Raw genomic sequence first — 14,199 nt, forward strand, 5'->3', positions numbered from 1 at the left:
GCCGGGAGGCGGCCGGCGGATGCCGCATGCCGAACGCCGCACCCCACGACAGGAAAACATCGACCATGGATAACCTCATACGTTCGACACCACGCTCGATATCACTTTCGATACCGCATTCGGTACCGGATCGGCCGCCCCTCCCGGACCTCGCCCCTTCCCGGCCCGCGGTGCGGGAAGCCGCCCTGGCCCGCGATTTCGCCCGCCTGGCGAAGAACTGCCTCGACCTCGAGGTCGCGACCTATCCCAAGCCCGGCCTGGTCAGCCATATCGACCGGGGCGCGCATCGCGACATGGATGCCGCCCTGCTGCACCTGAGCGCGGCCTGCCTCCTGCCCTACTTCGAGGCCTTCGTGCATGCGGGACTGGCCGATGCCGACATGGTTCGCCTGCGCGAGATCGGCCTGGCCGCCGAGGCCTGCATGCTGGATCGCACCGGCGGCGTCAACACGCACCGCGGGGCGATCTTCGGCATGGGCCTGCTGCTGGCGGCCGCAGGCCTGCGCCACGCTTCGAATTCAGGCCTGACGCTGGGGCAACTGGTCGCGCAGCGCTGGGGCCGGGACATCCTGGACGGTCCGGCTTCGGCGCATTCGCATGGCGGCCTGGCGCAGCGCCGCTATGGCGCCAGCGGCGCCCGGGGGCAGGCCGCCAGCGGCTTTCCGGCCATCTACCGACAGGGTCTTCCGGCCCTGCGGGCAGGGACGGCGGCCGGCCGGGGCAACCCTCACGACGCGCGCGTGCACCTGTGCTTTTCGCTGATCGCCACGCTGGAAGACACCAATCTGCTGCATCGGGGCGGACCGGACGGCCTGCGTTTCGCGCAGGCGGCCGCGCGCGAATTCCTGCAGGCCGGCGGCATTGCCGCCGCCGGCTGGCGCGAACGGGCCGTCACCGTGCACCGGGCGTTCGTGGCGCGCCATCTCAGCCCCGGCGGCGGCGCCGACCTGCTGGGCATGACGCTGCTCGTACAGGCGCTGGAGCCCGGCGCGCGCCGGGTTCGCCGCGTGTTCCCCGTCCGTTCCCCGGGAGGCGCGACATGCTAGCGCTGCTCTGCTCGGGCCAAGGCACCCAGAACGCCGACATGTTTCGCCTGACCGGCACGGTCTCCGAAGCCGAACCGGTATTCGAGGCGGCCCGCGCCTGCCTGGGCGAGGATCCCCGCCGGTACGTGACCCACGCGAGTCCGGCGCAACTGTTTTCCAACGACGCGGCGCAGGTGTTGTGCGTCGCCCAGGCCATGGCCGCCTACCTGATGATTGCCCCCGCCCTGCCCGCGCGTTATCTCGCGGCGGGCTACAGCGTCGGTGAACTGGCCGCCTGGGGCGTGGCGGGCCTGCTGGCGCCGGCCCGGGTGGTGGAAGTCTCCCATGACCGGGCCCGCCTGATGACGCAGGGCAGCGGCCCGGACGACGTGCTCGGCTTCGTCCGGGGCCTGCCCAAGGCCCGCCTCGAGGCGCTGGCCCAGGCGCATCGCGCCGATATCGCCATCATCAACCTGGACGACACCTTCGTGGTCGGCGGGGTGCGCCCGGACATCGAGGCCCTGTGCGCGCAGGCGCTATCGCAGGGCGCCGAGCGCGCCGCGCTGCTGGGCGTGCACGTGGCCTCGCACACCTCGCGGCTGGCCCCGGTCGTGGCGCCATTTCGCCAGGTATTGACGCAAGCCGCCCCGGCCGCGCCGCGCCGGGGCGTGGTGCTGATGACCGCGCTGAACGCCAGCCCGGTCTTCAGCGCGCAAGGCGCCATCGACGCGCTGGCCGCCGAGATCGGCAGCACCCTGCACTGGGCCGATTGCCTGCGCAACGCCTATGAACGCGGCGCGCGCTGTTTTCTCGAACTGGGACCCGGCCGCGCCCTGTCGGACATGGCGTCGCACATGGGCAATGGGGTCGAGGCCCGCAGCGTCGATGACTTCCGCACGGTCGACGGCGTGCGCGAGTGGATCCGCAAGCACGACCAATAAGGGCCGTTCACGCCGCATGCGACAGGCCCGCGCACGGCATGCAGCCTTCGTTCCTGGCTCGGCGAGCAACCCGATCGAATCATCGGCCCCAGGGCCGGCATCAGCACAGGTACTCCATCCATGTTCATTCTCATCATCACGGCCCTGCTTCCCGTCTACGTCGGCCTGGCGCTCGGTTATTTCGCGGGCAAGCGCAAATTGGTGGACAACCAGAACGTCTCCAGCCTGAACGTGCTGTTGATGCAATTCGCCCTGCCGCTGACGCTATTCATCTCCATCGCCCGCACGCCCCATGACGTCATCGTGCAGAACGGCAAGCTCGCGCTGGTCATCGCGCTGGGCCTGCTGATCGTCTATATCCCCCTGTTCATCACGCAGCGCCGGGCCTATAAACTGGACATCGGCAGTTCGGCGGTCCAGACGCTGACCTCCGCCTTTCCGAACTTCGCCTCCATCGGCCTGCCCTTGCTCATGCCTTTCTGGGGCGCGGAGGCCGCGCTGCCGGTGGCGATCTGCATCGCGGTCGGCTCGGTGACCATCTCGCCGCTGACGCTCGCCTTCCTCGACATGCACACCGCCGCCGAGTCCGGCGACGCCTCCGCATCGGCCGCGCACCGGTTTCTCGTCGCGCTCTGGCACTCGGTGCGCAAGCCCATCTTCGTGGGACCGATGCTGGGGCTGATCGTGGCGCTGGCAGGCGTGCACGTGCCGGCCATCGTCGGCACGGCCCTGACGCCCATGACCGCGGCCACCGCCGGCGTCGGACTGTTCCTCACGGGCCTGATGCTTTCGGCGCAGCCTATTCGCATCGACAGCAACGTCATGCTGGGCACCTTGCTGAAGAACCTGGTCCAGCCCCTCATCGTCTGGGCGCTGGCCGTGCTGATCGGCCTGGCGCCGACCGTCAAGGCCGAGGCCATACTGCTGACCGCCATTCCCGCGGGCTTCTTCGGCCTGGTCTTCGGCGCCAGTTCCAACGTGCGTCCCGCCGTCTCCGGCTCGACCCTGGTCGTCTCGTCGGTCTTCGGCATCGTCACCTTGTCGCTGGTCATCTATTTCTTCGCGCCGATGAAATAAGCGCAACAAGAATGACGACTCGCGCCGGCTCCCGCATCCTGGCCCAAGACATGCCGGCCAGCAGAGACGTCGCCGGCGCCGCATCTTCCTGGCTGGCCGAAATCATGTCCGGCGAACAGCGGATGCCAGCGCGTTCCCCGGCGCTTCCCCCCATCTGACGAGAAAACCGTCAGTTACCCGGGAAAATCCCCGAGCTTTCGTCATTGTAGTGTCCTGTTTCGTCTTTAAAGTCCGTGCTGTTTCCCAACTCGGACCCACAGACGGCTCATGAACACGCTTATCCGCGAACTTGAAGAAAAACGTAAGGCCAGGGGTGCGCGGTTGGCCCGCACGATGGCGGTGTCGCTAGCCTTGGCGGTGGCCATGGCGGGCTGCCTCGACGGCTCCGATTCGTCGTCGTCCGACAGCGCGGCAGCAGCGCCGGACACCTCCACGGGTACGGATACTTCCACCGGAACCGGCACCTCCACCGACACGGGCGACAAGGACACCGGCCCAGCCATCAACCGCGCGCTCATCATCGGCCTGGACGGCGTGACCTACAACGCCATACAGGCAGGAATCGCCGACAAGACATTGGTCAACTTCGCCAAGCTGAACGTCTCGCTGGCGTATAGCGGAGGCGCGCCGGGCGGGCAAACGCAACAGGCCAACCTGGCTACCCCCGGTTGGGCAACCGTGCTAAGCGGCAACTGGGCCAACCTGCACCAGGTCACCTCCGACGCAAGCGGGCTGTCCATCCAGGGCGGCAGCCTGTTCGAGATACTGAAGGCCAGGACCGGCGCGGTGAACGGCGCCGCCGTCGCCTCGTCCAACATTGCCGGCCTGATGAAGACGCAGCACGACAGCGCCGCCCTCGACACGCTCTACGACTGTTCCGGCGACGCCGCCGCGGACGACTGCGTGACCCGGCAGGCCCTGGGCCTGATCGATGGCGCCTACACCACCGTGGTGACCCAGTATCACGGCGCGACCGACGTGGCCCTCGACTATGGCACGGGTTCATCGTCGTACAAGAACGCGGTCAAGAAGCTCGACGACGCGCTGGGCGCCCTGATGGCCGAAACGGCCAGGAAACCCAACGACAAATGGCTGGTGGTGTTGACGTCGGCCTACGGCCTGGGCGCCACGGGTAGCGCCGACGGCCTGCCCTTGCTGCCCGAATCCACCACCTTCATCGCGCTGAACCAGGCGTTGAACAACGCCGCCGGCGTCAACGCCCCGCCGCCGGCCACGCTGAGCGCGCTGTATGCCTACCCCGGCATCGCCGACATCGCGCCGACGGTGCTGGCGTACTTCGACGCCACGCCCGCCCCAGCCGCCTACGCCATGTATGGCAGCGAGTTGATCGGCGATCTGGGGGTATCGCAGTTGAACGTTGCATTGAGCACCAGCAACTTCAACCAAACCGCCGCCAATGCCACGCTGACCTGGACCGCGCCCGCCGCCGGCGACATTACCGTATTGCGCGATGGCGTGGTCATCGCCACCCTGCCCGCGGGCACGGCGCGCTACGCCAGGAAATACCGCAAATGCCGCACGTCCATTACCCGATCTCCTGATCGTCTCATACCGCCTGGTTGACGGCATGATCTAGCTGGTGAGGCTCGCCCCCTTCACGCACGGCACGCGCACGGTGATTGGCCCCTCAGTCAGCAGTAGGCCTCGGTCGCGCAGCACACGCGCCAGGTGCTCACGCAGGCCGTCGTCGACAAAGCCGAACGCCTCGCCCGTCTCGCATTCGACGCGATGCAACGCCGGATCGCTGCCCGAGGCGGGCCGCACGCGGTAGAACCGCTTGCCGTTGTCGTCCGTTTCCCGCATCAGCAAGCCGTGCCGCGCCAGCTCGTTCAGAATCCGGTAGAGGTTGCCGATGCTGACTCTTTCCTCATCGTCGATGCACTCGCGGTACAAGCCTTCCGAGGAAATCCAGCGATCCGGCGCGCGCTGCATGGCCCGCAGCACGGCGACCCGCGCGGCGGTGGCTTTCAAGCCGGCCGCCAGAAGCCGAGATAGGACCGACGCATCGGAAATGGGTTCGAGCACCTTCATGATGTCCTCCTTGCGGTGTCTGCACCGAGCCGCCAACCACCGCCCAACGCCTTGTAAAGCGCCACGGACGCTTGCAGGCGTGCCAGTCGCAACTGGACCGCCTGATCCTGCGCGTCGTACAGCGTGCGCTGGGCGTCAAGCAAGGTCAGCAGCGTCTCGGCGCCGGCCCGATAGCGGGACTCGGCCAGCCGCACCGCCGCCTGGGCCTGGGTCAATGCCTCATCCTGAGCCTGCTGCTGGCGGTCCACGCCGTCGATGGCGTTCAGCGCAGTTTCCACGTCGCCCAGGGCGGCGACGATGGCCTTGCGGTAGTCCGCCAGCAGTTCCTCGCGCTGGGCCAGCGCCAGGTCGCGGCCGGCGGCGAGCCGCCCGGCGTTGAAGATCGGCGCCGCGATCCCGGCGGCCAAGTCGTAGATGGGATGGTCGAACAGGCCGGCGAGCCGGTCATTGCCCACGCCGGCCGAGGCGGTCAGCGTCAGGCTGGGCAGCATGGCCGCGCGCGCCACGGTCACGTCGGCGTCAGCCGTGGCAAGCTGCCGCTCGGCCTGGGCCACGTCGGGCCGGCGCACCAGCAGGTCGGCGGGCACGCAGGCCGACACCGTCGGCAGCGCCAGGGCCTCAAGCGTCGTATTGCCCACGTCGAATCCCTGGGGCGCGCGCCCGATGAGGACGGCCAGCGCCGTCAGGCTGTCGCGCGCCTGCTGGTCGCGCTGCGCGACGGTCTGCCGCAGGCTGGCGACCAGGCCGCGCTGCTGGGCCAGATCCAGAGCGGTCGCCGCACCGGCCCGATATTGGCTTTCGACAAAGGCCAGGATGCGTTCGCCTGTCGCCAGGTTCTGACGCGCGATGGCGACACGTTCGCGCAGCGCCAGGGTTTGCAGATAGGTGTCGGCCACGCCCGCCGTGAGCGTCAACAGTACCGCGTCATGCGCGTAGGCCGTGGCCGCGAGCGTATCGACCGCCGCCTGGCGGGCGGCCCGGGTGCCGCCCCAGATGTCCAGTTCGTAGCTGGCCGACAAGCCCACGGTGTAGGACGTAAGCGCCGGGTAGCCGACCACCTTGGTGCGCTCGGCCCCGGCCGTGCCGTCCACCTCGGGCAGCAGCGCGGCGCCCGCCATCCGGGCCAGCGCGTCGGCCTGCCGGACACGAGCGACCGCGGCGGCCACGTCGAAGCTGCCGGCGCGGGCGGTTTCGACCAGGCCAGCCAACTCGGGACTGCCGAAACCGCGCCACCAGTCGGCATCGACCGCGACAGCGGCCGGCGTCGCGGGCGCCTGCCAGGTGGCGGGCAGGTCCAGGCCGGCATCCGTATGAGCAATGGGCAGGCCGCAGCCGCCCAGGGCCAAAGCCAGGGACAGCGCAGCGATGGGGAAGAGCCGGCGCACCATCATTCGCTCGCCAGCGCCACAACGGGATCGAGTCGGGACGCCTGGCGGGCCGGCATGAATCCGAAGATCAGGCCCGTCGCCAGCGCGCAGGCAAATGCCCCGAGGATGCCGCGCACCGAGAAGATCACCGGCACATCCCAGGCGATCAGCGCCGCGCCAATGACAAGACCGATGACGACGCCCGCGCAGCCGCCCACCAGCGACACCACCACGGCCTCGGAGACGAACTGGCGCTGAATGTCGCGCTGGCGCGCGCCCGTGGCCATGCGGATGCCGATTTCGCGGGTGCGCTCGCGCACGGTCATGAGCATGATGTTCATGATGCCGATGCCGCCCACCACCAGCGAAATCGCCGCGATCAGACCCAGCATCAGGGTCAGCGTCTGCTGGGTGTCCTCCTGCGCCTTGACCGCGGCAGCGGCGTTGTAGACCTTGAAATCCTGGATGTGGTGAGCGGCTGTTAGCGCGTCGGTGATGAGCTTGGCCGTCTCGTCGGACTTGCCGATGTCCTGGACCAGCACCGAAATCCACGACAGGTTCGTCGTGCCCACCACCCGCCGGCTGCCGGTGGAATACGGCATCAGCACCACGTCGTCATCGTCCGAGTCGCCCGTGATGGCGCCTTTCTCGCTCATCTCGCCGATGACCTGGAAGGGCACGTTGTTGACCAGCAGGTACTGGCCGACCGGGTTTCGGTCGCCGTACAGCCGCTCGCGCACCTTCTTGCCCAGCACCACCACGGTCGCCAGCTCGCGCTCGTCCCGATCCGTGAAGAACAAGCCGCGCACGGGATGCCAGTTCAGGATGCGCGGCGCGTGGCTGGTCACGGCCCACAGCGACACGGACGTGTCCACGTTGCCTGCCCGCAGCGTCACCTGGCCCTTGAGAAACGGCATGGTGTCGGCCACGTTGGGCACGCGGCGCGCCACGTCCACGTCGGCCTCGGAGAGCGTGCCGCCCAGGGCGCGCGGGTTGTCGCTGCCCGGAATCACGTACATGCGATTGGTGCCATAGACCGCCATCTTGGCGATGACCTGGGCCTGGGTGCCATTGCCCACCGCCAGCATGACGATGACCGAGGCCACGCCGATGATGATGCCGAGCAGCGTCAGGAGCGTGCGAAAGCGGTTCACTCCCAGCGCGCGCCAGGCCGAGGCCATCGCCTCGCGGATGTCGGTCCAGGCGCTGGCGGTATGCGCCACGCCCGTCGCCATGCGGGCGGCAAAGCCCTCGGGTGCGAGCGAGGGCGCGGCCGCGATCGGCGCCGGCCCGGAATCGGCCACCATCTGGCCGTCCTTGATCTCGATGATGCGTCGGGCCTGGGATGCGACTTCCCTGTCGTGGGTGATGAGAATGACGGTATGGCCGGCGTCGGCCAGCTCGCGCAGCAAGGCCATGACCTCGGCGCCGCTCTGGGAGTCCAAGGCGCCGGTCGGCTCGTCGGCCAGGATGATGTGCCCGCCGTTCATCAAGGCGCGAGCGATGGACACCCGCTGCTGCTGGCCGCCCGAGAGTTGATTGGGACGGTGTGCCAGGCGCTCGCCCAGGCCAAGCCGGGCCAGCAGCGCCCGTGCGCGTTCTTCGCGCTCGCGCACCGGCTTGCCCGCGTAGACGGCAGGCACCTCGACGTTGTGCAGCGCGTCCAGCATCCGCACCAGGTGGTAGCCCTGGAACACGAAACCGAAGGCCTCGCGCCGCAGCCAGGCCAGCTCGTCGGCCGACAGATCAGCCGTGTCCTGGCCGGCGAACAGATACTGCCCGGACGTGGGCCGGTCCAAACACCCCAGGATGTTCATAAGGGTGGATTTGCCCGAGCCCGACGCGCCCATCAGCGCCACGAATTCGCCCGCGGCAATCGACAGCGACACGCCCCGCAAGACCTCGGTAGCTGGGCTTCCATCCACACCCCCGTAACGCTTGCGTACATCGTGCAGCGCGATCAGTGAGATGGCGGCACTTCCTACCACTGGAACCTCCCGTCGGCGGCCCGAACATGGTGGATGCCGGTCACGAGTTGAATTACACGGAAGGCCTGATAAACCGATCCTCATAGAGGATAGCGAATTGGTTCATGGCCTGCTTCCAGTCGCGAGCAGGCCGCCCCCAGTCTGCGGTGATATTGCGCAGGGCCAGCCAGATGAGCTTCGTGGCGGCGTCGTCGGACGGGAAGTGCCCAAGGGTCTTGATGATCTTGCGCAACTGGGCGTTGATGCTCTCGATGGCGTTGGTCGTATAAATCACCCGGCGCACTTCAGGCGGAAATGCGAAGAAAGGAATCACGCGGTCCCAGGCGCTGCGCCACGCGGCGCGGATCGTCGGAAATTTCTGGCCCCACGGGCCTTCAGAGAATGCATCGAGCTCGGCCTGGGCCACCTCGGCACTCGTGGCGGTGTAGATGGGCCGGATGGCCGCAGCAAGCGCCTTGCGGTCCTTCCAGGTCGCGTAATCCAGGCTGTTGCGGATCAGATGCACGATGCAGGTTTGCAGCGTGGTCGCGGGAAACACCGCGCTCAGGGCCTCGGGCATACCCTTCAGGCCATCGGTCACGGCGATCAGGATATCGCCCACGCCTCGCGTCTTCAGATCATTGAAGACCTCCATCCAGAACTTGGCGCCTTCGGAGCCCTCGATCCAAAGGCCCAGGATGTCGCGCGACCCATCGGGCAACACGCCCAACGCCAGGTAAATGGCCTTGTTGCGTACGACTGCGTCCTCGCGGATCTTGACCCGCAGCGCGTCGAAGAACACGACCGGGTACATAGGCTCCAGCGGTCGAGACTGCCAGGCGGTGACCTCGGCCATGACCTCATCGGTCACCGAGCTGATGAACTCGGGCGAGACCTCGGTGGCGTATTGCTCCAGCAGAAACCCCTGGATCTGGCGCACCGTCATGCCTCGGGCGTACATGGCGACGATCTTGTCGTCAAAGCCCGTGAAACGCCGCTCGTGCTTCGGGATGAGCAGTGGCGCGAAGCTGCCGTCGCGGTCGCGCGGCACCTCGATACGCACCGGGCCTTCCCCGGTAAGCACGGTCTTGGCACCCTTGCCATTGCGCTGGTTGGCGACATCCGCGGGCTTGGCGGCGCCGCTCGGGTAGCCCAGATGATGGTTCATCTCGCCACCAAGCGCACGCTCGATCAGGGCCTTCTTGAAGGCCAGCGAGGCGGCGTTGATGGCTTCGGCCGTCATCGGGCCGTTGCCGAACGACTCCAACAGCTCAGCGGGAATGGCTGGCAGATCCGCCAGCTTGGACTTCGGGTTGCGTGGCATACATACTCCTTGGACGCATGTTATGCCTTGAACACGAAATTACTGACAGGCCCCTCGAAGGCGGCGTACGGGATTGCTCATTAGGAAGCCCTCCATTCTTGTGACACACTGCTCGCTGAACTTCTTCCGTTATATGTTGGCATCTCCCTTTGCCGGCTCCCGGAAAAGCCAGATGGAGTGCAGCTGCATGAATTTGTCCATTGACGAGATCCTTCAAAAATTACCGCACCGCTTTCCGATGCTGCTCATCGACCGGGTGCTTGAGCTGGTCTCGCGAAAACGTATCGTCGCGATCAAGAATGTCTCCCGGAACGAACCGTTTTTCCAGAACACGCCGGCGGCATTGGCGATTCCTCCCACGCTGGTCATCGAAGCAATGGCGCAGGCAGCGGCGCTGTTTTCATTCGCCGATAGCGGCGATGGAAGCAGGCCGGAACACGACAAGTCGGTTTATTACTTCCTGGGAATCGACAAGGCGAAGTTTGTGCGCGATGTCGTTCCTGGTGATCAGCTGAGGATAGAAGTTGAAGCGCTACGTTTGAGCCGTGCGATTTGCAAATATCGCGGCAACTCGTTCGTCGACGGAGAACTGGCAGTTAGCGCGGAGATTCTATGTGCTGTGCGCAGCTCCGTTGTAGCACGAAAGTGATCAGTAGGTTAAACAACCTGTCCGGCGGGATGGGGCAAGCTCAGCACCATCAGAACATCTGCATACCAAGCACAATTGAGCCCAAGCGACTCATCTTCGATCAGATCGCGAGTGCGCATGTCCATGCGCGTGGAATGCACGCCGAGCAACTGCCAAGTAGGCAATGAATACACGCCTCCTTGGGTTCTGCGCCTGCGCCGAACAACAGGCGCACCGCTGCTGCCACGGTGTGTCCTGGCATCGGTCAGGAAGTAGCCTTGCTGCTGGAACCGCACGCCATATGCCGAGGCGATGGATGCACTGCGCGCCACGGCGAGGTGATGGATCGTGTCGTGGAACCCCAGCGGAAAACCAACGACCATCAAACTGTCGCCAATGGCCACGTCCTCGTTTTGAGGGTCAAGGTGCGACGGGTCGAAGGCATGCAGCACCACGTGCTCGGGGAGGCGACTGGTCTGAATCTCGATGGCGGCGATATCTACCGGGCCGCCCGTGTCGGCGGCCTGTCGCCACAGTGCGAGGCCGTTTCCATAGAGGGGTATTGAGAAGGTCGCGTACTGGGTCAGGTTGCTCGCATCGGTATGCAACTCGATCTCGACGCGGTCGGGAAAATGCTCGCTTGGCTCGTCGTAAAAGACATGCCGGTTCGTCACAAGGAACAGTCGATCATCGCGGCGGAAGAAGAAGCCGCTTGCACCGGTCAACAACCGCGTTCCAGCGTAAGTATGGATGTGGGTCGTGGTCAGTAGAATGGCCTCGACGGCCTGGGGTGGATTGGCGTTTCCCGGTGGCTGCACGATCCCGGCGAGCATCGCGCGCGTTCTGGCAATGTCCCGTTCAAAGGCGACCAGCACATGGTCTGAAATGGGCATGTTCAGAATGACCGTTCGAGCTGCTTCGGCATGTGCTTCGAACGAACGCACCAGGGTGGTGTAGGTAGCGGACGGCAGTGCTTCCAGGAGAGATGGAAGCAGCACGTCCAATGCGATCAGGCTCCCCTTGAGTTCGCAGATGCGCTCGGTGGCCTCCTGCAGATTCTTCATGGCAACGATGCCTTCCAGAAATGAGAAAGCGCGGAAGAACCGCGCTTCAGAGGGGAGAGCCTGAAAGAAGCCTGGCTGGGCCGTCCGGCCCAACGCCTTCAGCTCACGGCACGAATGTTGGAGGCTTGGGGACCCTTCTCGCCCTGGGTGACTTCGAACTGCACGTGCTGATTCTCGGTCAAGGTCTTGAAGCCGCCGCCCTGGATTTCACGGAAGTGGGCAAACAGGTCCTTGCTGCCGTCGTCGGGGGCGATGAAGCCAAAGCCCTTGCCTTCGTTGAACCATTTCACGGTTCCGGTTTGTGTCGTCATATCGAATTCCTTTCGTTATTGCCAGGACGCAAGAACGCGTCCGGCGAAGAGACGCCAAGAAAATCACCGAGGGAGATTCGACACAGCCGCCGGGGGAACCCGGGAGAAGCGGAAAAAGACCGATGCAATGATGGCCTTGCACATATCAACTAACCCATAGTACGCGCTTTGCGCCCTGCGTGCCGGTTTTCCGAACTTATATTTTTCGTGGCGCGTGGAGAGCATGTGTTCGCGGCATCCACGCCAGCAGTGCCAAGCCCACGGCCGCCGAGAACAGCGAGGCCAGGAAGATCCCGATCTTTGCGCTGTCCATCAAAGGGCCGGCCAAGGCGAGATTGGCAATGAACAGCGCCATCGTGAAACCGATGCCGGCCAGGAAGCTGCCGCCTGCCATGCTGCCCCAACCCAGATCCGGAGGGCGGATCGCCAGACCAGAACGCAGGGCCAGCCAACTGAAAAGAAGAATGCCCGCCGGCTTGCCGATGGCGAAACCGAGGAACACTGCCACGGTGAGCGGCTGGGCTGCGCTGGCCCACGAAAGTACCAAGCCTGCATTGGCGAAGGCGAAGATCGGCATGATGCAGAAGCTGACCCACGGGTGCAGTGCCATCTCCAGGCGCTCGACGGGCGAGAGCGACTCGCGCGCGGCAATCTCTGCCGCCCGCAATGTGCTGCGGTCGCTTGTGTGAGCGCTGCCCTGGTTGCCCGCCGGATGTGCGATGACCTGTCCCAGGATGGCGTAGAGCCGGCTGTCGCTCACCCAACGCCTCGCGGGCGTCATCAGTCCAAGGATCACGCCGGTGACCGTGGCGTGGAGTCCGGACGCGTCGATGACCAGCCAAGTGGCGCTGCCCACGATGACGTAAACGGGGATGTTCCTTACACCGGCGACGGCCAATGCGCGCAGGACGCCGATGCATAAAGCGGCCAGAACCAGCATGCGCCAGTCCATGTGGTCGCTGTATCCGACCGCAACCACCAGGATGGCGCCAATGTCATCGACGATTGCCAGGAACAGCATGAACACCCGCAGGCTGTGCGGAATGCGTTTGCCGAGCAATGCCAGACAAGCAATGACAAACGCGGTGTCGGTGGACATCACGATGCCCCAACCGTGCTGGCCGGGCTGCGCCCACTGCAGTGCCAGGTACACGGCCGCGGGCGCGATCATGCCGCCGAATGCCGCGGCGATCGACAAGGCCGCCATGCGTGGATTGCGCATCTCGCCCAGGACGGCTTCGCGCTTGAGTTCCAATGCTACGAGGAAGAAGAACAGTGTCATCAGTCCGTCGTTGATCCAGCCTTTCAGTGAGCGACCGAACTCCAGTTCCCCGAGTCGTAGTTCGACCCGCGTGTCCCAAATACGTGAGAATGCATCTGCCCACGGGGAGTTGGACAGGAAAAGGGCGGCGATGGTGAATACCAACAGCACGGCACCGCCGGCCGCCTCGATCTGCAGGAACCTGGCAAATGGCGAAGCGATCCGGTCGATCAATGCCCGAGGGAGTTGAACCTGTGCTGTTGGGGTGAGTTGTGAACGGTTCATGAGGTTTCCTGAGGGCATTGGAGAGAGCGTTCATTCACAGTGTGGCCATCAATCGGTGCTCGCCCGGCATGATAGGCACGCGCAAGGCGCCGCCGTCGCAGGCCTGCGCCACGCCGTCCAGCACCGCCGACGAAATGCCGGTGCATCGCATCCCCGGTGATTCGACCTGGATGGCGTAGCGCGCCGCACCGAGGACGACCTGGACCTCGAAACCGGGCCATTCGGCGGGGATGCAGGGATCAAGGATCAGGACCTCGCCTTCGCGGCGAATGCCCAGGATGCCTTCCACACCCGCGCGATGCACCCAGCCGGCGGCGCCGGTGTACCACGTCCAGCCGCCCCGGCCTGCGTGCGGCGGCACCGAATACACGTCGGCCGCCACCACATAGCGCGCCGCCTGCTGCGGCGTGCGGCATGGTGGATGGGATTGACCAGCGCGAACAACGCATGGGCGTGCGCGCCCGCCTGAGGGTCGGTGCGCAATTGCGTCAACGCCAGGATGGCCCACATGGCCGCGTGGCTGTACTGGCCGCCGTTCTCGCGCAGGCCCGGCGGGTAGCCCTTGATGTAGCCGGGGTCGCGCGGGGTGTGGTCGAAGGGCGGGGTGAAGAGTATAACCGCGTCGGCATGTTGGTGATGCAGTCTCCGGCCGGTCGGCAAATGGGCATGGACCCATTCTGCGGTTCCTCCATTCGACGTTGAACATCTCGCTGTATTTCGCGAACTACAGGCTCGTGGAGGTGTATTTCAACCCCTGGGGCACCCTCGGCGTGGGCTCTTGGTCAGGAGCCGCTTCCACGCAAGGAGCCTGAGATGAAAATCACCTTTCTGCGCGCAGTTGGTGCGCTGCCGCTTTGTCTTTTCGTCGCGCTCCTGGCAGACGCGCACGCTAAAAGC

General features: G+C 65.7%; 12 protein-coding genes and 1 pseudogene. 5 read left to right on the top strand and 8 right to left on the bottom strand.

Annotated elements, in window-relative coordinates; all coding sequences use genetic code 11:
* The first annotated feature begins 170 nt into the window (after positions 1 to 170).
* The 4 genes from mdcB (at position 171) to CAL29_RS22685 (ending at position 4,627) form a co-directional block, all read left to right on the top strand.
* Complete coding sequence (gene mdcB, locus CAL29_RS22670) at positions 171 to 1,046, top strand: triphosphoribosyl-dephospho-CoA synthase MdcB (protein WP_306430696.1); 876 nt, start codon at positions 171 to 173, stop codon at positions 1,044 to 1,046.
* Positions 1,040 to 1,966 carry an acyltransferase domain-containing protein gene (locus CAL29_RS22675; protein ID WP_094855238.1) on the top strand — a complete coding sequence of 309 codons (927 nt, stop codon included), beginning with the start codon at positions 1,040 to 1,042 and terminating at the stop codon, positions 1,964 to 1,966. The genes mdcB and CAL29_RS22675 overlap by 7 nt, the downstream gene beginning before the upstream one ends.
* Positions 1,967 to 2,086: 120 nt before the next feature.
* Positions 2,087 to 3,043 carry an AEC family transporter gene (locus tag CAL29_RS22680; protein ID WP_094855239.1) on the top strand — a complete coding sequence of 319 codons (957 nt, stop codon included), beginning with the start codon at positions 2,087 to 2,089 and terminating at the stop codon, positions 3,041 to 3,043.
* A 267-nt stretch (positions 3,044 to 3,310) separates the two neighbouring features.
* Complete coding sequence (locus CAL29_RS22685; protein ID WP_143277723.1) at positions 3,311 to 4,627, top strand: hypothetical protein; 1,317 nt, start codon at positions 3,311 to 3,313, stop codon at positions 4,625 to 4,627.
* Positions 4,628 to 4,636: 9 nt separating this feature from the next.
* On the opposite strand, the gene CAL29_RS22690 is transcribed toward CAL29_RS22685, so the two are convergent.
* The 4 genes from CAL29_RS22690 to CAL29_RS22705 all read right to left on the bottom strand — a co-directional run bounded on the left by CAL29_RS22690 (position 4,637) and on the right by CAL29_RS22705 (position 9,753).
* A complete protein-coding gene (locus CAL29_RS22690) occupies positions 4,637 to 5,095 on the bottom strand; it encodes a transcriptional repressor (RefSeq protein WP_094855241.1) in 459 nt (152 codons plus the stop codon).
* A complete protein-coding gene (locus CAL29_RS22695) occupies positions 5,092 to 6,486 on the bottom strand; it encodes an efflux transporter outer membrane subunit (protein WP_094855242.1) in 1,395 nt (464 codons plus the stop codon). The genes CAL29_RS22690 and CAL29_RS22695 overlap by 4 nt, the downstream gene beginning before the upstream one ends.
* Positions 6,483 to 8,351 carry a MacB family efflux pump subunit gene (locus tag CAL29_RS22700; protein WP_306430697.1) on the bottom strand — a complete coding sequence of 623 codons (1,869 nt, stop codon included), beginning with the start codon at positions 8,349 to 8,351 and terminating at the stop codon, positions 6,483 to 6,485. Before CAL29_RS22700 ends, CAL29_RS22695 begins: the two co-directional genes overlap by 4 nt.
* A gap of 151 nt (positions 8,352 to 8,502) precedes the next feature.
* Complete coding sequence (locus CAL29_RS22705; protein ID WP_094855244.1) at positions 8,503 to 9,753, bottom strand: IS256 family transposase; 1,251 nt, start codon at positions 9,751 to 9,753, stop codon at positions 8,503 to 8,505.
* Between the two features lie 187 nt (positions 9,754 to 9,940).
* Here CAL29_RS22705 and fabZ point away from each other — a divergent pair, with 187 nt between their 5' ends.
* The gene (gene fabZ / locus CAL29_RS22710) at positions 9,941 to 10,402 is read left to right on the top strand and encodes a 3-hydroxyacyl-ACP dehydratase FabZ (protein WP_094856841.1); all 462 of its coding nucleotides are present in this window, start codon (positions 9,941 to 9,943) and stop codon (positions 10,400 to 10,402) included.
* 8 nt (positions 10,403 to 10,410) lie between these two features.
* Here the strand turns inward: fabZ and CAL29_RS22715 are convergent, their stop codons facing one another.
* From CAL29_RS22715 to CAL29_RS31365, 4 genes and pseudogenes are all read right to left on the bottom strand, one after another.
* The gene (locus CAL29_RS22715) at positions 10,411 to 11,445 is read right to left on the bottom strand and encodes a S1 family peptidase (protein ID WP_094856842.1); all 1,035 of its coding nucleotides are present in this window, start codon (positions 11,443 to 11,445) and stop codon (positions 10,411 to 10,413) included.
* Between the two features lie 98 nt (positions 11,446 to 11,543).
* Entirely contained in the window at positions 11,544 to 11,756 is a 213-nt protein-coding gene (gene cspE / locus CAL29_RS22720; protein ID WP_094855245.1) for a transcription antiterminator/RNA stability regulator CspE, read from the bottom strand.
* A gap of 196 nt (positions 11,757 to 11,952) precedes the next feature.
* The gene (gene nhaA, locus CAL29_RS22725; RefSeq protein ID WP_094855246.1) at positions 11,953 to 13,302 is read right to left on the bottom strand and encodes a Na+/H+ antiporter NhaA; all 1,350 of its coding nucleotides are present in this window, start codon (positions 13,300 to 13,302) and stop codon (positions 11,953 to 11,955) included.
* A gap of 34 nt (positions 13,303 to 13,336) precedes the next feature.
* A pseudogene (locus CAL29_RS31365) lies at positions 13,337 to 13,962 on the bottom strand (GH36-type glycosyl hydrolase domain-containing protein).
* Positions 13,963 to 14,199 lie beyond the last annotated feature (237 nt).

The organism is Bordetella genomosp. 10 (assembly GCF_002261225.1).
Taxonomy (GTDB): Bacteria; Pseudomonadota; Gammaproteobacteria; order Burkholderiales; family Burkholderiaceae_B; genus Bordetella_C.